Source organism: Roseateles sp. SL47, assembly GCF_026625885.1.
Lineage (GTDB): Bacteria > Pseudomonadota > Gammaproteobacteria > Burkholderiales > Burkholderiaceae_C > Roseateles.
The window spans coordinates 3,122,177-3,142,308 of record NZ_CP113068.1 but is presented as its reverse complement, the minus strand read 5'-3'; the positions used below and the strand labels follow the sequence as shown (position 1 = coordinate 3,142,308).

At 63.6% G+C, this 20,132-nt stretch carries 15 protein-coding genes; 5 read left to right on the top strand and 10 right to left on the bottom strand.

Annotation, left to right across the window (positions count from 1 at the left end):
* Positions 1–1,197 (bottom strand): PLP-dependent transferase, encoded by a 1,197-nt coding sequence (locus tag OU995_RS13785; protein ID WP_267836109.1) that lies wholly within the window; start codon positions 1,195–1,197, stop codon positions 1–3.
* Positions 1,198–1,405: 208 nt separating this feature from the next.
* On the opposite strand from OU995_RS13785, the gene OU995_RS13780 reads away from it, so the two are divergent.
* On the top strand, positions 1,406–1,786 hold the full coding sequence (locus tag OU995_RS13780; protein ID WP_267836108.1) for a hypothetical protein: 381 nt from the start codon (positions 1,406–1,408) through the stop codon (positions 1,784–1,786).
* A 110-nt stretch (positions 1,787–1,896) separates the two neighbouring features.
* Here OU995_RS13780 and istB read toward each other — a convergent pair whose 3' ends face one another.
* Complete coding sequence (gene istB / locus OU995_RS13775; RefSeq protein WP_267836107.1) at positions 1,897–2,634, bottom strand: IS21-like element helper ATPase IstB; 738 nt, start codon at positions 2,632–2,634, stop codon at positions 1,897–1,899.
* Positions 2,635–2,648: 14 nt separating this feature from the next.
* Positions 2,649–4,199, bottom strand: coding sequence for an IS21 family transposase (gene istA, locus OU995_RS13770; protein ID WP_267836161.1), 1,551 nt, complete (start codon positions 4,197–4,199; stop codon positions 2,649–2,651).
* 210 nt (positions 4,200–4,409) lie between these two features.
* Between istA and OU995_RS13765 the strand changes: the two genes are divergently transcribed.
* Positions 4,410–5,117 carry a hypothetical protein gene (locus tag OU995_RS13765; protein WP_267836106.1) on the top strand — a complete coding sequence of 236 codons (708 nt, stop codon included), beginning with the start codon at positions 4,410–4,412 and terminating at the stop codon, positions 5,115–5,117.
* A 72-nt stretch (positions 5,118–5,189) separates the two neighbouring features.
* Here OU995_RS13765 and rimO read toward each other — a convergent pair whose 3' ends face one another.
* The gene (rimO, locus tag OU995_RS13760) at positions 5,190–6,596 is read right to left on the bottom strand and encodes a 30S ribosomal protein S12 methylthiotransferase RimO (protein ID WP_267836105.1); all 1,407 of its coding nucleotides are present in this window, start codon (positions 6,594–6,596) and stop codon (positions 5,190–5,192) included.
* Positions 6,597–6,878: 282 nt separating this feature from the next.
* Between rimO and OU995_RS13755 the strand changes: the two genes are divergently transcribed.
* Positions 6,879–7,514 (top strand): glutathione S-transferase, encoded by a 636-nt coding sequence (locus OU995_RS13755; protein WP_267836104.1) that lies wholly within the window; start codon positions 6,879–6,881, stop codon positions 7,512–7,514.
* A gap of 137 nt (positions 7,515–7,651) precedes the next feature.
* On the opposite strand, the gene OU995_RS13750 is transcribed toward OU995_RS13755, so the two are convergent.
* Together OU995_RS13750 and OU995_RS27475 are read right to left on the bottom strand one after the other, a co-directional pair.
* Complete coding sequence (locus OU995_RS13750; RefSeq protein ID WP_267836103.1) at positions 7,652–8,203, bottom strand: hypothetical protein; 552 nt, start codon at positions 8,201–8,203, stop codon at positions 7,652–7,654.
* Between the two features lie 59 nt (positions 8,204–8,262).
* Positions 8,263–9,804: a methyl-accepting chemotaxis protein gene (locus OU995_RS27475; protein ID WP_324288753.1), complete on the bottom strand. Its 1,542-nt coding sequence runs from the start codon at positions 9,802–9,804 to the stop codon at positions 8,263–8,265.
* 291 nt (positions 9,805–10,095) lie between these two features.
* Here OU995_RS27475 and OU995_RS13735 point away from each other — a divergent pair, with 291 nt between their 5' ends.
* Both OU995_RS13735 and OU995_RS13730 read left to right on the top strand, forming a co-directional pair.
* Positions 10,096–11,493, top strand: a complete 1,398-nt coding sequence (locus OU995_RS13735) for a TAXI family TRAP transporter solute-binding subunit (RefSeq protein ID WP_267836102.1) — start codon at positions 10,096–10,098, stop codon at positions 11,491–11,493.
* Between the two features lie 32 nt (positions 11,494–11,525).
* A complete protein-coding gene (locus OU995_RS13730) occupies positions 11,526–12,443 on the top strand; it encodes a polysaccharide deacetylase family protein (RefSeq protein ID WP_267836101.1) in 918 nt (305 codons plus the stop codon).
* Between the two features lie 52 nt (positions 12,444–12,495).
* On the opposite strand, the gene OU995_RS13725 is transcribed toward OU995_RS13730, so the two are convergent.
* From OU995_RS13725 to OU995_RS13710, 4 genes are all read right to left on the bottom strand, one after another.
* Positions 12,496–12,876 carry a DUF2185 domain-containing protein gene (locus tag OU995_RS13725; protein ID WP_267836100.1) on the bottom strand — a complete coding sequence of 127 codons (381 nt, stop codon included), beginning with the start codon at positions 12,874–12,876 and terminating at the stop codon, positions 12,496–12,498.
* A gap of 261 nt (positions 12,877–13,137) precedes the next feature.
* Complete coding sequence (locus OU995_RS13720) at positions 13,138–13,704, bottom strand: LemA family protein (RefSeq protein WP_267836099.1); 567 nt, start codon at positions 13,702–13,704, stop codon at positions 13,138–13,140.
* A gap of 58 nt (positions 13,705–13,762) precedes the next feature.
* The gene (locus tag OU995_RS13715; protein ID WP_267836098.1) at positions 13,763–16,744 is read right to left on the bottom strand and encodes a glycoside hydrolase family 48 protein; all 2,982 of its coding nucleotides are present in this window, start codon (positions 16,742–16,744) and stop codon (positions 13,763–13,765) included.
* A gap of 87 nt (positions 16,745–16,831) precedes the next feature.
* Complete coding sequence (locus tag OU995_RS13710; protein WP_267836097.1) at positions 16,832–19,774, bottom strand: glycoside hydrolase family 9 protein; 2,943 nt, start codon at positions 19,772–19,774, stop codon at positions 16,832–16,834.
* Between the last annotated feature and the right edge of the window lie 358 nt (positions 19,775–20,132).

Below are 20,132 nucleotides of genomic sequence, written 5' to 3'. Positions count from 1 at the left end.
TCAGCCCAGCACCGCCAGGGCCTGGGCGAGATCCGCCCGCAGGTCTTCAAGCTCTTCCAGGCCAATCGCGAAGCGCACCAACGTGCCGCCCTCCTGCGGGGACCACGGCAGCGGCAAGTCGCGGCTGTGGGTCAGGTCGTAGGGCACGGCCAGGCTCATGGGGCCCGCCCATGAGTAGCCGATGCCAAAACAGGTGAGCGCGTCCACGAAGGCATCGACCTGCGCGGCGCAATACCCCGGCTTGAAAACAGCCGAGAAGAGGCAGCTGGAGCCTCCCGTGCTGACCTGCTTCCAGTACGCATGGCCCGGCGACCCCGGCAAGGCCGGGTGCAACACCCGGGCCACGGCGGGTTGCTGTTGCATCCACGTCGCCAGCTCCAGTGCGGCGGCTTCCTGCGCGCGGTAGCGCAGCGGCAGGCTGGGCAAGCCGCGCAGCACGGCCTCCACGTCGTTCTGGCCGACGCCATAACCCAGGAATTCATACATCTCGTCCAGGCGCCGATGCAACCGGGCATCGCGGGTGCAAACCGCCCCCATCAACACGTCCGCGCCCCCCGAAGCGAACTTGGTGAGCGCCTGCATGGAGATGTCCACGCCCAGCCCCGGGGCGAGTTCGAAGGCATTAAAGGCCATGCCTGCGCCCCATGTGTTGTCCATCGCCGTGCTCACGCCGCGGGCCTTGCAGGCGCGCAACAGCCCCAGCAGGTCCGGGAATTCCATGGTGATGGAGCCAGCGGCCTCCAGCCACACCAGCCGAGTGCGCTCATTGAGCAGGCGCTCGAAACCCGCCGCATCCAGCGGGTCGTAAAACTGGTGGGTGATGCCCAGCCGGCTCAGCAGGCCGGTGGTCACGTAGCGGTTCTGGCCGTAGACGTTGTCGGGCAGCAGGACCTCGTCCCCAGGTTTGAGCATCGCCATGCTCGGCAAGGTAATGGCAGCCAGGCCGCTTGGCACCAGGATGCAGTGCTGCGCCTGCTCCAGCGTGGCCACCCGCGCCGCGAGGGTCAAGCTGCTGGGCGTACCCTGCAGGCCGTAGCGATAGGTCACCTTCTCCCGGGAACGGGGCTGATGCAGCGCCGCCGTATCCGGGAACAGCACGGTGGAGGCCTTGTAGATGGGAACCGGAACTGCGCCCCAACCGGACGGTGGCTGGTAGGCGTGGTGGATCTGCTCGGTGGACTTGCCGCGCTTGCTCAAGGGGGGCTCCTGATGAATCTATGCCGGGAGAACGCTCGATTGTCTGATGCTTGGTCACCCATACCTCAAAAATCAGTCAGTCAACCGAAGCGAGAAGACCCCATCCAACAAAACCATGACGGATATCAGCGTATCCGTTGGATCAAGTTGCAAACGACAACCACTGAACTGCACCCCCTCAACACGAGCCGCCCAAGGAGACCCGATCATGATGCAATTTCCAACTTTCTCGCATGTGGCGCAGGGCCCCTATCAAACATCCGAAGGGCGAGTCATCGAACTATCACCCGTCGAGCAGCGAGACCTAGAACTGTTGGAGGGGCGCGTTGACGCGATCACGACACATCTGGTGATGTCAGCGTTTCAACGGACCCCTGACCTGCCACCCGAACCCGCTGCCGCGACAGTCCTGAATGTGTTGATTCATGAGTTCATGCACTGGTACATGAGCAATGATGTTCGCAGGCTGCTCGCGGACACCGACATGACCCTCCTGCCGTCGATTGACCCCGTGGTGATGGACTATCTGCGGATTTCAGCGATCCCGGACAGTCATTTCAGCGTGATGGCGGACAGCGTTTCAAACTGATCGCGGACAGTTTGGGCGCGCGCAAGTGCCTGGGTTGATGGTAGCTCAGGTGTCCGCGATCAGCCTGAACCGGGCTGGCGTGGACGGCCTTGGGTTGGTCGGTTTGATGCTCATGCCGGGTCCTGTTTCTTGCGCAGCGACTCGCCTTTGAGCGCGATCTTGTGGGCCGAGTGAACGATGCGGTCGAGGATGGCGTCAGCCAGGGTCGGATCGTCCAGCCACTCGTGCCAGCTGGAGACCGGCAACTGGCTGGTGATGAGAGTCGAGCGGCTGCCGACCCGGTCGTCGAGCAGCTCCAGCAGGTCGTTGCGGTCGGCCGCCGTGATCGGCGCAATGGCGAAGTCATCAATGACCAACAAGTCGATGCGCGCCAGTTGCGCCAGGCGCCGGCTGAAGGAACCATCGCCGTGCGCGACCCGGAGTTCCTCCAGCAAGCGAGGCGCCCGTGTGTACAGCACGGCGAATCCCTGGCGAGCCGCCTGCTGAGCCAGTGCGCATGCCAGCCAGGTCTTGCCGCAACCGGTGGCCCCGGTGAGCAGCACGTTGTGGCCGTGGCGCAGCCAGTCGCAGCCCGCCAGTTGGGTGATGAGGCTGCGATCCAGGCCGCGCGAACCGCGCCAGTTGATGTCCTCGATGCAGGCGCTGCTGACCTTGAGTTTGGCGGCCTTGAGCAGCCGGGCCAGGCGTTTGCCGTCGCGCCAGTCAACCTCGCGCTGCACCAACATGGCCAGCCGCTCCTCGAAGGACAACTCGGCCGCCGCCGTGCGTATGGCGTCATCGGCCAGCGCGTTCACCATGCCGTCCAGGCGCAGGCCGCGCAGTCGATCCAGGGTATGTTCGTTGAGCAAGAGCTTCTCCTTCTTCAATGGTAGTAATCGGGGCCGCGCACGTTGTCGTGCAGCGGCAGGGCGGCTTGTGTGGCTGGAGCCGACGCGGCTTGCCGGTCCAGCCCGGTGGTGAGGATCGACTTGATGCTCTGATAGGTCGGTGAGCGGATCGCCATGGCGCGAACGCAGGCCGCTTCCAGCCGCTCATGGCCGAATCGGCGCGCCAAGCTCTGCAGGCCGAGGCAGGATCGGTAGCCCTGCTCGGGGTGCGGCCGGTGCTCCATCTGCCAGCGCACCACGGCGGCAGTGGCCTCGCCGATGCGCTCCCCCCAGGCCAGGAGCTTGGCCGGCGTCCATTCCCGGTGGGCGCGGTGCGAAGCGGGCATGTGCTCCGGTGCCGTCGTGTGGGCGCCACGCCGCTCGCTGTAGGCGTGCACGGCCACGCGTTGCTGACGGCTGAGGATCTCCACCGTGGTCGAGGTGACGCGCAACTCGACCTGCTCGCGCACCAGCCGGTGCGGCACGCTGTAGTAATGGCCATCGAGCTCGACGTGGTAGTCGATATTGACGCGGGCGCGTTTGAAGCGGGCGATGGGCATGCGGGCCGCCGGCAGCGGCTTGAGCACAGGTCGGTCCAGGGCCGCGAAGGCGCTGGCCCGGCAGCCGGGCAGCTTCTTGAACGGGCGTTGGTTCAGATCGACCAGCAAGACCCGGATGGCGGCGTTGAGCTCGGCCAGGGTGAAGAAGCGTCGATGCCGCAGCCGCGCCAGAATCCAGCGCTCGACGATCTGCACGCCAACCTCCACCTTGGGCTTGTCGCGGGGGTGAGCGGGCCGAGCCGGCAGCATCGCCACGTCATAGTGGTCGCAGAACTCCTCGACCAGGCGGCCGGGCGTGGTTTCGTACCGGTCCGGCCGGGCAATCAGGGCCCGAGCCTGGTCCGGCACGATCAGCCGGGGCACGCCACCCATGAACTCCAGTGCGTCCATGATGGCACCGACCCAGTCGGCGGCAGTCTGCGTCGGGGTGGCACAGGCAAAGGTGTAGTTCGAGGCGCCGAGCACGGCCACGAAGATCTGGGCGGCACTGATCTCGCCGGTGGCAGCGTCGATCAGCGGCACGGTCTGGCCGGCGTAGTCGATGAACAGACGCTCGCCGGCTGGGTGGACCTGGCGCATCGAGCGCTTGAGGCCGGTCACCCAGGTACGGTACTTCACGCAGAAGCTGGTGTACTTGTAGGCTTGCGAGCCGGCGTCGGCCAGGCTGCGCTGGTACTCCTCCCAGAGCAGTTGCAGGGTGACGCCGGGGCGCTTGAGTTCCTGGTGGACGAGGGCGAAGTCGGGTTCGAGCTGGGTGCTCGCACGCGGCACGGGCGGGCCGTACAGGCGGGCTTCCAGGGCAGCATCGTCCAAGGTCTGAGCGATGGCCCAATCCACTCTGGCGGCGCGGGCCTTCATGACGATGCTGTTGACGGTCGTCTTGGCGATGCCCAGAACGCGCGAGCACTCGCGCATGCTCAGGCCCGATTCCAGGTGCAGTCGAAGGGTTTGACGTAGTTGGCGCATGTGAATCCTGGGGGTGGGCATGAGGACCGAAAAATCGGTCAGCATGCCAACGGCTCAGGTCACTTGCGCGCGCCCGGGGTGTCCGGGATCAGATTGAAACGCTGTCCGCGTTCAGCCTGAAATGGTGTCCGCCTTCGTCTGAAACGCTGTCCGCGTTCCGCTGAAATGGGTGGCCGCGATGGGCTGAAATACGCAGACTATCTTCGCCAACTGTCTCCGGCAGAGGCTGACTTGCTCAAGGCCAGTCTGAGCGATGGAAAAGAGCTGCTGAAACTGCTGAGCGACCTCGCGCCCGGTCCTGAGGGACACCGGATGCGTGACACTTCATCGGATGCGTATGCCGCTGTGCGCTATCGCATGCTGAGCTGGCTCAATGCAATCGTCCGCAACGCTGGGGCGGCGTACCCCCTGCACGATGTGCCTGCGGCCACGGACCGTCTGCCCGAGCGGATGAGCCCGTCGTTGAAGAAGGCCGTGGAGGAGGTTCGAACGCCGGGCCAATGGACAGACCTGGGTGGGGAGTTGGCACCCCATCTGATCACCCAAGTGCAGGGCTGGCCCGCAGACCGCGAACTGCAGATCAAGGATCAGAACGGCCAGCCGCTTGGAAGCTTCCGGCCGAACGGACGGATCGGGCGGCCACCGGTCATCCTCTCATTGAATGCTCAGGAGGGGCACTATTCCGCCACCCAGAATGGGCGCCATGTGCCTGTGCGCAGCGGAGGCGACTGCTTCTTTGTCGCCGTGCTCCAATCCTTGGACGCCAAAGAACGGGATGACCTGCTCCGCCAGATCGACGGGGATGTCGATGAGCCTTACAGCCCATCGAACATTGCCTCACTGCGGCAGGCCACGGCGGCGGTAGCCGAGGCCGAACCATCGCGGTTCAACCCACTCGTTGAAATCCTGGAGATTGGGGAGGCGCAACGCAAGCGCTAAGGGACTGGGCTCCCCTCCCCGCCCGAGCGACACTCGGGCCGACTCGCTGGGATGCGGGTGTGCGGCGATGGGTCAGATCGGAAGCGCGATCAGATCGTGCCCCTCGACCGCCACCACGCGCGCCCGGGTGAATTCACCCACGCGCAATTGCTTGCTGGCCTTTTCCGGGGGCAGCAGGCGCACGGTGCCGTCGATCTCCGGGGCGTCGGCGTAGGTGCGGCCGACGCCGCCCTTGCGGCCCAGTGCGGGCGCACTGTCGATGATCACCTGCATGGTGGCGCCGACCCGGCGCTGCAGCTTGGTGATCGACACTTCTTCGGCCACGGCCATGAAGCGCGCACGGCGTTCTTCGCGGACTTCGTCCGGCAGCGCGCCGGGCAATTCATTGGCCGGGGCGCCGTCGATGGGGGAATAAGCGAAGCAGCCGGCACGGTCGATCTGTGCTTCCCGCATGAAGTCCAGCAGGTACTGGAATTCTTCTTCCGTCTCGCCGGGGAAACCAGCAATGAAGGTGGAGCGGATCACCAGCTCCGGGCAGATCTCGCGCCAGCGCTGGATACGCTCCAGGTTCTTTTCGCCGTTGGCGGGGCGCTTCATGCGCTTGAGCACGTCCGGATGGGCATGCTGGAACGGCACATCCAGATAGGGAAGGATGAGGCCCTGGGCCATCATCGGCAGCACTTCGTCCACATGCGGATAGGGGTAGACGTAGTGCAGACGCACCCAGGCGCCATAGGGCTTGGCGATCTCGCCGAGCTGGGCGACCAAGTCGAACATGCGGGTCTTGACCGGCTTGCCGTCCCAGAAGCCGGTGCGGTACTTCACATCAACACCGTAGGCGCTGGTGTCCTGGCTGATGACCAGCAGTTCCTTCACGCCGGATTCAAACAGCGCCTTGGCCTCGGACAGCACATCGCCGATGGGGCGCGAGACCAGGTCACCGCGCATGCTGGGGATGATGCAGAAGCTGCAGCGATGGTTGCAGCCTTCGCTGATCTTCAAATAGGCGTAGTGCTTGGGGGTGAGCTTGATGCCGGCGACGCCGCGAGCTTCGGGCACCAGATCGATGAAGGGGTCATGGGGCTTGGGCACGTGGGTGTGCACGGCGTCCATCACCTCCTGGGTGGCATGGGGGCCGGTAACGGCCAGCACGCTGGGGTGAATTTCACGGACGAGGTTGTCGGTGTTGGCGCCGGACTTGGCGCCCAGGCAGCCGGTGACGATCACCTTGCCGTTTTCCGCCAGCGCTTCGCCGATGGTGTCCAGGCTCTCCTTGACGGCGTCATCGATGAAGCCGCAGGTGTTCACGATCACCAGGTCGGCGCCAGCGAAGGTCTTGGACGTTTCGTAGCCTTCGGCGCGCAGTTGGGTGAGGATGAGCTCACTGTCGGTCAGGGCTTTGGGGCAACCCAGGGACACGAAACCGATCTTGGGTGCTGCCTTGGTGGCTTCGGCGGGGGTGTAAGTTGTTGATTCCATTTGACTTCCGCCGGGCGAACTGGCTGGTGGGCTGGGCCGGTATTGTAGACGAGCAGGCTTGGGTATGGCGCGCGCAGGGCCAGGGGCAGCCCAGATGCTCGGGGATTGTGAACACGTGGCTGGCCGCATTCGATCCTTGCCGCCACTGCCCGAACTCATGACGAGCGAGCGCTGCGAACGCCCTCTCCGGTGGCATCATGACCGGAATACTGCGCTTGACCTGCGGTCGGACCTCACACCACTGGCCGCTCAGATCCGACATTCCCCAGCACAGGAGTACCCGTGAAGCTCATCGGCATGCTCGATTCGCCCTACGTTCGTCGCGTAGCCATCTCACTGCAACTGCTTGGACTGAAATTCGAGCACCAGTCACTGTCCGTCTTCCGCACCTTCGACCAGTTCAGCCAGATCAACCCTGTCGTCAAGGCGCCTACGCTGGTGTGCGACGACGGGACGGTTCTGATGGATTCGACGCTCATCCTCGAGTATGCGGAAGCCCTGGCTCGTCCCAGGACACTCTTGCCTACCGGCATCGCAGAGCTCCAGCGCGATCTACACATCATTGGCCTGGCCCTGGCCGCTGTTGAGAAATGCGTTCAAATCGTCTATGAACACGGTGTTCGCCCGCCCGAAAAGCTGCATGAACCATGGCTTCTGCGAGTCACCGGTCAAGCACTTGCTGCCTACAGCGAACTCGAACGGGAACTCTCCACAGGGAAGCTGCCGCTGGGGAGCCCCGGCACCAGTCAGGCAGGCGTTACCGTCGCTGTGGCTTGGCACTTCACCCAGCAGATGATCCCTAAGGAGATTCCCGCCGAGAGGTTCCCTCAGTTGGTGGCGTATTCGTCTGCAGCGGAGTCGTTGCCGCAGTTCAGAGCCGCGCCACACGGCGATGCGACGTATCAGAGTGCTGTTTGAGCTTTCGTTCAAGCCAACACGCGAGGGCTCCGAGAGTCAGTGCAATTGACCCAAGCTGGTCGCCTGGAGGCCAGGACTTTGACGGAAACATTCCATGGAGCTGGGGCGACTCGGAAGCGAGTACCTATGTCTGACTCCTATCGCGGGTCGCCCACAACGTAGGCTTCTTCCAAGTCACGTCGCAAAACCAATGTACGTGCATCCTTCGACGCCGCAGGGCAAGCGATGAATTGCGACCGCAACGCGATGGCGTATCGACCTTCTGACCGGGGACGTCCGCCGACTGGAGAACTCAACACCACGGAATTGGCGGCCCGCGACTCTTCGATCGCCTTGAACTGAGGACAGTTGACATGGACGGCGTTCGCGATGCGATACGCCACTTTGCCGAGCGACCAGTGTGGTTGCCGATGCATGGGAACGTTCCACCCGTTGACCTGAACAGATTCGCCAAAGTAGAAGTACCACACGGCCAGCAGTGCGTCATCAAGCTCCGGGAATGTGACTTCGAAATCGTCGCTGCTGGGCCCAGGAACGCAGTCCCAGCAATGAAAGACGTAGCCTTCCGACACTTCATCCAAATTCGAACCACGCTTCCCGTCGACGTGCAACGAGTATCGGGTCTGTGAAATCCTCTTCGCTGTCACTCCGCGCTCAGTGAGGTACTTGATTGAAGTTTCCAGGGACATCGACTACTCAGGTTTTCACTGCCAGAGATAGAAAAATAGGTTCGATTTTGACAGAGCGTCTACCGCTTCGACACCTTGAAGAAGGCCATGGCCTGCACCAGTTGCTCAGCCTGCTGCTGGAGGCTTTCTGCCGCCGCAGCGCCCTCCTCCACCAACGCGGCGTTCTGCTGCGTCACCTGATCCAACTGGGTGATAGCCTGACCAATCTGTGACACCCCGGTGCTCTGCTCACGGCTGGCGTGACTGATCTCCCCCACAATCTGCGTCACACGCGCAATGGCGGACACCACCTCCTCCATGGTCGAACCCGCGCGCTGTACCAGCCCCACCCCCTGGTCCACTTGTTCAACGCTACCGCCAATCAACACCTTGATCTCCCGCGCGGCTTCGGCGCTTCGCTGTGCCAAGGCACGCACCTCCCCAGCCACAACGGCAAAGCCACGCCCCTGCTCCCCGGCCCGGGCCGCTTCCACCGCCGCATTCAGCGCCAAGATATTGGTCTGGAACGCAATGCCATCAATCACACCGACGATGTCGGCGATTCGCTTGGAGCTGTTCTGGATACCCTGAATCGTCTGAATCACCTCAGCCATGACCTGACCACCACGAGAGGCCACCCCGGACGCATCCATCGCCAGGCGATTGGCCTGCTGCGCATTGTCGGCATTGTGGCGAACCGTCGTGCCCAGTTCGTCCATGGTGGCTGCGGTCTGCTGCAGGGCACTGGCCTGCTGTTCAGTGCGATGCGACAGGTCCGCATTGCCCTGGGCAATCTGCGAGCTGGCGGTGGCCACACTCTCGGCGTTGTCTCGCACGGCGGTGACGATGGCTCGTAGCGCCTCCTGGGTGCGATGCAGAGCCGCCATGGTGCTGCCCTCGTCCCCAGATCGCAAGGTGAGCACTGCGCCCAGATTGCCGTTGGAGAACTCGCGCGCCGAGGCACTCAGCTCACCGGGCTCTGCACCCAGCGCCTTCTGCAGACTGGCACTGATCCGCCAGGCCACAAGCGCCCCCACCACACCCATGGCCAGTGCCAGGCCAAACATCTGCCATGCAGTGCGCGTCGCGCCCTCGGCCCCTTCGCCCGACAAGGCCTGGGCTTCATCAAACTGATCCTGGATGGCCTGTTCCACTGCATTGAACAGCGCCAATCGGGTCTCGCGGCCGGCAAAGAGCGTCTTTTCCGCGCTGACAGCGTCTCCGGTCACGCCGACGGCGGCGGCATTCGTCACCACGTTGTCGTAGCTGTCATTAAGTTCCCGGATCGTTTTGAGCAGGGATTGCGCCTTGTCGCTGTGAGCCCGCCCGGCAATCTCGCCGAGCAACTTCTGATTGGTCTGCTGCACGCCCTCCAGCGTGGCCTTCCAGCGACCGCGCCGCTCCTGTGTCGGGTCGATCATGATGTTGCGAACGTTCAGCGCCGCAGCATTCAGGTTGTCCTTGACTGCTACCAGATCCCTCACCTCCCGCATTCGCTCCTGGCTGATGACGCGCAGATCATTCGACAGCGTCCGCATCTTGACGTTGGCGATCAATGCGATCGCTATGCCAAAGATGATGATCAGTCCGAAACTGAAGGCAAGTCGCTGAGCGACAGTCATGGAGGTGCTTGATCGCATGTTTCTGGATACAGGGCTGGCACGCGGTGGGCGACGTGCGCATGGAAGGGGTCAGTCATTCTCGACAACCTGCGCACAAAGTGAATGTGTCCTCGATGCGTTGCCGCCCGGAAGCTGAGGCCGGTGTGCCGGAATCCACGGCAACGCCTGGATTCAGCAATTACCTGTTCCGTACCGCGATAACCGGCGGTGATCGCTGCGCGCACGCCAAGAGGGCATGGCGGCCCGGATACGATCGGGTGATCAGCGGCTCCAACCACCGAATGTTCAGTCATGACCCCCATCCAGCACTGGCACGCCACCCGAAGCCTGCGCCTGCTGCTCCAGACGCTGCGCGACATGCTGGTCTCCATGGGGCCGCTGCTGCTGCTCGGTGGCGGTCTGTTGGTGGCGGCGTACTGGTGGCTGGATCCGCAACCGCCGCGCCAGGTTCGGCTGGCCACCGGCCCAGCCGGTAGCGCCTATGCCAACTTCGGCGAGGGTTATGCAAAAGCGCTGGCGCGTGAGCGCATCAAGGTGGAGCTGATCGCCAGCGAAGGCGCGCAGGACGACCTGGCCCATCTGCGCGCGGGAACGGCCGACGTCGGTTTTGTCCGGGGCGGCATGGTGGATCCAGTGGCCGACACCGAGGCCGGCATCGTGTCGCTGGGCAGCCTGTTTTACGAACCGATCTGGATCTTTTATCGCCGCGACCTGCCCATCGCTCGCCGCCAACGCGGCGGCGAACTGCAAAGCCTGACCCAGCTCCGCGGACTGCGCGTCAATGTGGACCAGGACGGCAGTGGTGTGCCGCAGATTGTCGAAAAACTGATGGTGCTGAACGGGCTGAAGCCGGCGGATTGGCGGCTGTCCAATCTGGCGCCCGAAGCCGCAGGCGCGGCACTGCGCGAGGGTCGGCTGGATGCGGCGGTGCTGATTTCCGCGCCACAGGCCAGCCTGATCCGCTCGCTGCTGCGTGACCCGGCCGTCGCGCTGATGGCCTTTGAGCAGAACGAAGCGTATTCGCGCCTTCTGCCCTTTCTGTCCACCGTGACGCTGCCGCGCGGCGTGGTGGACCTGGCCTCCGATCTGCCGCCCCATGACGTGCCGCTGCTGGCCACCACTACCGCCCTGCTGTCGCGTGAGCAGACGCACCCTGCCCTGCGACAGCTGTTCGCACAGGCGGCCCAAGGCCAACATAGTGACGCCGGCTGGTTCAATGGCGTGCGTGACTTCCCCAACACCCGCACCAGCGAATTGCCCGTCAGCCCCGAGGGCGACCGGGCGATCAACGGCACACCGCCGGCTTGGGCGCGTTACCTGCCATTCTGGGCTGGCAATTTGCTGGAACGCATGTGGCTGGTGGTGGGTGGTCTGCTGGTGCTGATGCTGCCGCTGTCTCGGGTGGTACCGCCGCTCTACACCTTCCGGGTACGCTCGCGTGTGTTCCGCTGGTATGCGCGGCTGCGCGAGGTGGAGGCCAAGCTGGAGACGGGCTCAGGCGAGCATGACGCCCTGCTCGATGAACTGGACGAACTGGACCGTGTAACCCATCGCATTGCGGTGCCGCTCTCCTATGCCGAAGAGCTTTACGCGCTGCGCAACAACATCTATGCGGTACGCAAGCGGCTGCTGGTGCAGAAGCCCCGGCAGACGGACGGCCCCGATCCCACACCGAAGTCAGACCTTTGATGGCCCACCGAGCAATCACCTCTCTGTTGCTCTTGATCGCCCTGCTGGTCTGCGGCACCGCTCAAGCGGCGAAATCGATCGCGATCACCATCGATGATGTGCCCATCTCAAGCAAGACGCCCTACTCGGTCAGCGATGCTGCATCCGTGAATTCGAAGCTGCTGGCTGCGCTCCAAAAGCACCATGCGACTGCAGTAGGTTTCGTCAACGAGGACCGATTGCTGGTGCGGGGTCAGGTCGATGCAGGCATTGATCTTCTGGACCAATGGCTGATTGCCGGGATGGAACTTGGCAACCACAACTTCGGTCACGTCGGTCTTTGGAAATCGACCCTGCAAGAGAACCAGGACGCTGTTGTCAAAGGTGAGACCATCACCCGATGGCTCACGGCAACACGCGGCAAGCCCTTGCGATACTACCGGCACCCTTTCACACAGACCGGTCGTAATGCGGAGGAGAAACAGGCCTTTGAGGACTTCCTCTCCGCACGCGGTTATACGGTCGCACCCTTCACCATTGAGCACGACGACTACCTGTACGCTTGTGTCTACGACAAGCTGACGTTGAATCAGGACGAAGAGAGGACATCGGCGGTCATTGAGAATTACCTCGCCCACCTCGAAGTGTCGGTTCGGGTCTATGAATCCATGTCGGATCAACTGTTCGGCCGCCAGATCCCTCAAATTCTGCTCATCCATGCCACGCGCTTGAATGCAGATGCATTGGACGCCATGCTGATGAAGCTTGAAGACATGGGATACCGCTTTGTCAGCCTCGAAACGGCGCTCCTCGATGCGGCCTATCAAACGCCCACCAAAGAGAGCCGCCAGTTTGGACCGTCATGGCTGGCTCGATGGGCTCGCGCGATGCCCAAAAAGCTCACGGTGTACGGTCAGCCCGACCCGAAGGACGCAACGGCTGACATGGCGCTCAAGCTCTGCGCCAATTGATCCTCGGCCGCTTTGAGCGTACGCGCCCTCGTTCCCCCGCTCTCCGGATCGTTCAATCGCCAGACAGCTCGAAATCGTCCACTTCCCTGAAGTCGCCGGTCCCGTTCTCACGCTCAAAGGCAGACCCGACGGGAGCATCCAGGAAGGGCATGATGTCCGGGTCGTAATTGGCAATGGTGTTGACGTCGTAGGCCGCATGGTGGTCCGGATCTTCCATGTACTCGTCCGACTCATATCCAGACAGGAAGCGCCAGCCGCTGTCCACGTCGTTGTCCGGCTCCTCGCGGTACATGAATGCGACCTTCCGGCCTGCGCACGTGATCATGTCGGTTGCAATACAGCCGCCGTGGCCCGGGGCCAGGTCCTTGATCTCGTCGGCGCGGAGCCGGAACGGCTTTTGAGTAGGGTCTGTCATAGCGGCATTGCTGTCCATGCGGGGTGGATGCTCCGCATGGAAGTGTGAAACAGGGAATCCAGAGCATAACGCCCATCATCCAATGGCCGACGACCCACAACGAGGCAAGGTTCGAACGCGCGCAGCCCCCTTTGGATTCGTCTGCATCCTCGCCGCCAGGGAGAAATGGCCACCCATTCCGCCCCAGCGCTGCCGATCTCCGACGCAGTGGTCAAGGCGGTCGCACACTTCGTCCGCACCGCAGCACGCTCACGAGGTCGTGCCTTCGACGCTGACGCATCAAGCCCCTTCCGCATAGCGCACCAGATCCGGCCGCTCCCGGTACCCCAGCAGGCCTGCCGCCAGCCGCTGCGGCAGCTTCCGGATACCCCGGTTGTAGGCCACCAGCGCCTGCCGGTAACGCTCACGGGCAATATCCACGGCTGCCTGACCGTGTGTGAGCGATTGCCCCAGTGCCTGCACATGGCCGTCTGCGCTCATCACTGGATCGCTGTGAATGGCCGCGAGCAGCCGAAACAGCGTGCCGGTGCATTCGGCCCGAACTTGCTTGTAATGGTCAAACTGCTGCGCGTCATCGATCAGCGACGCGCCGTTGTTCAACTGTTCCAACGGGCTGCAGCGCGATCGGGCCCCGGCCTTCACCGTGGCATCCAGGGCGGGCTGGCGGTCCGCCAAGGCAAGCACTGCCGGTACCTCGGCAAATTGCGTCTGCTCGGCCGCGTGCAGTTCCGCCCAGCGGGCCTGCACCCCTTGGTCCTGCTGGCGCAGGTCTTCCGCCACCCAGCCGATCCAGCCCGCCACCGCCAGCGAAGCGACGGCCGCCACCGCTACAAAGCTTCTGTTCATCGAATGACCTCCATTCAAAGAACCGGACGGCGCCGTCAGGACGCCGTCCGGGCCCTGCTTACTTCACCGTGATGTCACAGCTCTGGCCGGCCCAGGCTAGCCCGGTCGGCACCGGCTTGGCGCCGGAATAGGAGATCTGCATGCCCAGCTCCACCGAGCTGTTGGGTGCAATGGTTCCATTCCAGGCCACCGGCGTGATGGTGATGGTGCGCCCATTGACCGAGAACGTGCCGCTCCAGGAGTTGGACAGCGTGAACGCATTGCTTTCGGTGAAGCTGATCGACCAGTTGGAGAGCGGTGTGCTGCCCAGGTTGCTCAGCTTGATGCTGGGCACCTGGCCACTGCCCCAATCGTTGCTGGTGTCAAACACCACCGCGCAGGTCTTCACGTCATTGTCGATTTCTGTCGCCGTCACCGTCCGCGTGGCGGCGTTGGCCGCGCTGATGCTGATGGTGGCCACACCGTTGAGCGAGTCGGCATCCTTGGCCGCCGCCAAGGTCACGGTCTGCGGCGTGTTCCAGTTGGTCGGGGTGAAGCTGAGGCTGGCACCGGCCGACACCGAAATGTCGGTATCGCCCGCCGTGCGGGCCACCGCCACCGACACCGTGCCGGTGGGCGCGGACGCGAGCTTCACCGTGAAGGTCTGCGTGCCGGTTTCAGGCACCGACACCGCAGCGCTGGACACCACCAGTTCCACCGGCACCACGATGTCCGAATCCTGTTCGGTGGCCAGCACACTCGCGCCGTTCAGGCCCGTGGCGCTGAGGGCGAACGTGGCGCTGCCATTGATGGCATCGGCGTCGCGAGCCGCCGTGACAGTCACCGTCTGCGGAGTGGCGTAGTTGTCCGGCGTGAAGACCAGGGACGGAGTGGCAGTCGCCAAATCGACATCACCACCCGCCGCCTTGGCCACGGCCACCGTTACGTTGGCGCTCGGTTTTTCTGAGAGGGAGACGCCGAAGCTCGCCGAGCCCTCTTCCGGCACGGTCAAGGTGCTGCTCGACACCACAATCGACGGGCCCGTGGCCGGGAAGAGCCGGCCATAGTCCGCCTGCGCCAGCGCGATGTCCGCCTGGGCCCAGAAGCGGTGGTAGATCCAGGACGGCTCCGCCCCACCGGCCAGATAAGCACTCAGCTTGGCCCAGTCCGGATCCTGCTGGTATTTGGGGCGGATGCTCAGGAAGGTGGCGTTGGAATCAATCACCGCCCCCTGCGCATTGGTCCCGGTCCAACCGGAAGGCACGTAGACACCGTCCCCGGTGGTCGCGTTGTAGGGGTCGTCAAAACGCAGATAGTCCTTGCGCTTTTCAGCAACCGCCAGGCCCTTCGCATCCTGATACTTGTTCCACATCCGGTCCAGCAGCTCGCGCGCCGTGTCCTTGGCGGCAGCATTGCCGGCCTTCGCGGCGTAGTAGCTCAGCGTGCGCGCATAGGCGGCGGCCGTGCCCACGTCATTGGTGAACTCGGTCACCGTCACGCGCAGGGTGGCATTGCTGCCTGGGCTGGCCGAATTCCAGGTGTCCGGCTTGCCCGACCACTGCAGCGTCGATGGAATTTCATACGTGCCATCCGGCAACAGGCGGGTGTTGGCAATGGCCCAGGGTACCCACTTGTCCAGCAAGGCCTTGGCCTGCGGATCATTGCTTGCGTAATACAGCTCCGCCACACGCTGCATCGACCACACCTGGAAGCCAAACCAGGTGTTGGAGGCTGGGTCGTGATAGACCGGGGCCTCGTCATAGAACATGCCATAGAACGTGGGGGTGCCAGTCGGCGGTTGTTCGTGGTTGCCATTCCAGCTGTTGGTGGCACCACCGGCAATGGCGCCGTCGGCCGATTGCAGCCAACGGTAGAACTCCATCTGGCGCTGGAAGCTCTTGCCCCAATCCCCTGCTGCAGAGGGCGACAGCGGCTTGAACGCCTGCTGGGTGGACAAGGCCCAGGCCGCCATCGGGTTCTGGTACCCGAAGTGATTGTGCGAGGAGCCAATGCGCCATGCCCACCCTGCGGATGAATCCAGCGCACCGCCCCAGGCGTAATACCAAGACATCAGGTAATGCTGGTTGTCTCGCAGGCCATTGCTGTCGGCGGCCCCCGTGCCACCCGGGCAGGTGGTGGAACCCACGCAATTGCCGATGCGCTTGAAGTATTTGTCGAACATGGCGTAGCGCAGGAAGTCGCCCATCTTGGCGGCCTTCTTCACCAGATCCGCGACCTGCGCGCCTTTGCCCTGCTCCGTGGCCCAGAGGTTGGCCCAGTAAATCGCCTGAATGGCGCGGCCGTCCGCGTCCGGCGCATTGGTGTAGCGCCATTGCTTGGCATAGTTGGAATCGCCCGTGAAGAGGCTCAGGAACCCCTGCGTGCCGCCGCTACGGCCCCACTTGAAGGTTTCGCACGACGGGTGCGGCACGGTCTCCCACACCGACTCCTGCGCGCCGCGCTGGAAGGTGTTGATGTAGGAAGGTTTGGTCACACCGTCCCCGCACCATCCATAGCCATACCAGTTGTCGACGTCTATCAGCCAGTGCATGCCGTAGATGTCGCGATTGCCGTAGGTGGAGGCCAATTCATTGCCAATCGGGTCCTGGCCCACTGGCGTGTTGAACTCCAGCGGCGACGGGTAGTTCTTCGGCAGCGCATATTCACCGGCATACGACGCCGGTTTGCTGGCGTTGTAGAAGCTGTTGGTGGGCTGATCCTTGCTGCTGGGGATGATGTACTTTTCCATGTTGGCCCAGGCCGCATTCAGCGGTGCCCAGTCGCCCGTGACACGGCCGTATTGCGCTTCCAGCCAGATCCAAAAGCTGTAGGCCTCGGACGTGGTCTCGTGGCCATAGTCCGGTGCTTCCACCATCAGCGTCTCCACCGAGTGATAGGGAACGCCCTCCGGGCTGAAGTAGCCGTTGGCCGGGTTCTTGATCTTGTTGTATTGAACCAGGAAGCGCTGGTTGTAGTCGGTCTGGGCATGAGCCCCAAAGGCCAGTGCCAGCGCGGCGGACAAGAGGGTGGCCCGGGCGGCCTTGCGAGTGAAACGGAACATCGTAGTCTCCTGTTGCCCGTGAATTCGGGCGTGAGTACCCCCCGGCCCGCGCCAAACGCGGGCTTCAGGGGGTAGAAAAGAAGAGGCTTACTTGATGACGACCTGGCAGCTCGCGCCTGTCATCACGACAGCACTGGGCATGGGCTTGGCCCCGCTGTAGGCGAGCTGCATGCCCGCATCGGTACTGCCTCCGGCCGGCACGGTGAGGCTCCAGCTCGGAGGCGCGAAGCTCACCTGGTTGCCGGTCACGAGGAAGGTGCCGCTCCAGCTGTTGCTCACCGAGAAGCTGTTGCTTTCGGTGAAGCTCACGCCCCAGTTGCTGATGGGCGTGGTGCCGGAGTTGCTGAGCATCAGCCGCAGCACCTGGCCGCTGCCCCAGTCGCTGGTGGTGTCCAGCGTCAGGGTGCAGTTGCTGGTGCCGCTGCCGGCCCCGACCGGGGTGGCCGAGACGGGGTCGGACACACTCACCCCGGCGGCATTGCGGGCGCCCACCTTGTAGAAGTAGGCGGTGCCGTTGGTCAGCCCGCTGTCCACATAGGTCAAGGCAGTGAGGCCGCTGGCCAGCGCGGTGTAGCTGCCGGTGGCACTGCTGGCCCGCGTGATTTCATAACTCGCCGCCCCCGTCACCGCCGCCCAGTTGAGCGTCACCTTGCCATCACCGGCGCTTGCTGCGGGCGCGGGTGCGGCCGGAGGCCCGGCTGGTGTGGTGGCCGAGACCGGGTCGCTGGCCACACTCTCACCGGAGTCATTTCGCGCGCTGACGGTGTAGTAGTAGAGCGTACTGCCCGCCAGGCCGCCGTCCACATAGCTGTTGCTCGTGGGCGATGCCAACAGAGCAAAGCTGCCCGCGGCGCCCGTGGTGGAGCGCTTGAGCGTGTACCCGGTGGCGTTGGTCGTGGCGGCCCAGCTCAGGCTGATGCTGCCGATGCCGGCGGTGGCCGTCAGCCCGGTCGGTGTGGCCGGGATAGGCAGCACCACGCCGCCGCAGGCTGCGGGCTCGTTGCCCCAGATCTTGCGACCCTCGTCATACAGCGTGATGCCGGTCACCTTCACCGGCGCACTGCCCGGCGCCCCCAGCCCCGTATAAGAGGGGTCATTGGCCGGATTCCAGAAGCTGGTGCTGTCCGGGGCGGCAATGCGGATCTGGATCTCCTTCTTGTAGGCAGACTGCCCACCGGGGTAGACCTTGGTGCCGTTGAAGTCTCCCGTGGCGTAGTAGAGATTGCTGGCGCCACATCGCACCAGGCCGCGGGCGACACCGCCGTCGCTGTAGTTGGAACTGACCTTGATGTCCGCAGCAGTACGGCCGGCGGCAATCACCTCGCTCAGGTCCACGTAATAACGCAGGCTGAGCTTGTCGGTCACACGGGCCGGCCAGCCGCTGCGGTTGTTCACCACCGCTTTCACCTCGGTATAGGTGTTGCCGGTGCTGTTGAGCGCGGCTTCAACGAAGTACTCGTCTTCGCTCGCCACTTCCGCTTGCGGGAAGTTGGCCAGCGGCACGCTGCCCGGGAACAGCTGCTGCGCGCCCGCCAGCACACCAACGATGGACGCGTTGTAGTCGATGGCGACTTCATTGGAGACGTAGTCCGAGATCGAATCGGTGTAGGCGTCGTTGGCGCCGGGCCCGCCCACCAGGGCGCCATAAAGCACATGGCGGTGGTTGGTCGGCAGCGTCTGGCTGTCCGCCCATGACCCATGCGCGGTGCGGTGGTGGGGATGCTGCGGCGAGCTGGCGCCAAAGCCGATCAGGTAGCTGCTGTTGCGCGGATTGCTGCCCAGCGCATAGTTGAGCTGCTGCATGGCGAAGTCGCGATAGCGCTGCTGCTGGGTGGCATCGCTCACGTCCTTGGCATACACCATGGCAATGAACGATTCATTCAATGCATAACGCAGCGAACCCCATTGCGACAACCAGGCCAACCCGCCCGGGGTGTAGGTCACCCGCTCGCCTTCCGGTGTGCCGGTGGTCCAGTAGGCCAGGTTGCGCTCGACGGCATCCTTGTACTTCTGCTTGCCGGTCAACCGTGCCAGCAGAAGATAGGTGCCGTAATGCTTGCTGTCCCAATCCTGGGTCCACTTATAGGGCAGGTAGCTCGTCTGGCCTTCCGAGCCAAAGCCACCCGAGGTGGTGTTAACGAAGCTCTCGGCCTTGTCCAGATATGCGGTTTCGCCCGTGGCACGGTAGAGCCACAACGCGCCCCAGGCCAGTTCGTCAAAATAGCCGGACCAGGAGTTGTAATAGCCCTGGGCATCGGTGATGCACTCGACATACTTCTGACGCTTGGTGTCGGCCAAGGTGTAGAGCTGCCGCGCATGGGTCAGCAAGGTCGCCGCGTAGGTGGGGTCGCTGGTCTTGAAGACCATCGATGCCGCCGCCATCGCCGCCGCCGTTTCACCGGCGAGATCCGAGCCGCCGCAGGTGGCATCGATCTTGTAGGCCGGCGCCTCCTTCGGATACACCTCCACCGGGCCCCACCAGCTGTGGTCCAGGCTGCCGTTGCCCACCTGCCCATACAGCACGTTGGCACTCGGATGCGCCTTGATGAAGTAGTCGTTGATCCAGCGCAGGTTGCGCAGCAAGGCGTCGTACTGCCCGGCGTCCTTGTGGCCAGCTTCGAATTCCAGTGCCCCCCAGGCGAGCTGCGTGGCGGTCGAGGCTGCCGGGAAGCCGAACTTGACGTGGTCACCCGCGTCATACCAGCCGCCGGTCAGGTCCAGGCCCACGTCGCTGCCATCGGTCAGGCGTGAATCCCCACGCCAACTGACGCGGTTCCATTCCGGCTTTTTGCCGGACTGCTGCGCTTCATAAAACAGGATGGCCTTCTGCAAGGCCTCGGCGTAGTTATGGGCCGGGGCGGCAGCGGCCGTGGTGGCCGCCAACGTCTTGGCCGTGGGGCCTGCATCCGTGCTCATCGAAGCGGCTGTCTGGCGGTTGGCATCGCCACCGCCACAGGCAGCCAGGCTCAGGGCCAGCAATGGCGCAGCAAAGCGCGTCCGAAGTCGACGTCGGTCAATCAACGTGCTCATACCGTTTGTCTCCGGGTTTTGAATGTGGGATCTGACAGCCGCAAACATCCATGCAGCTGCCCGCCTGGGCCCCTTGTGATTGGTGCCTCCGGCATGACTGCTCGCCCGATGGAAAACGCTTGGTTCGCTCGTTGTAGACAACGTTGTCAGATGGATGCCGAAAAAAGGCCAATTGCCTTGGCCTCATCCACCGCACGCTGCTCTATGGCGCTGACACTTGCGTGGAGAACGCAGCCTTCAACGCACCAGGCGACGACGTCGGGCAATGGGCCCGACACGACTCCTGAGTGATTCAATCCCGTCAGTGAATTGAATCAATGGCGCGATGCTCTTCCGATTTCGGGAGCACGTCAACCAC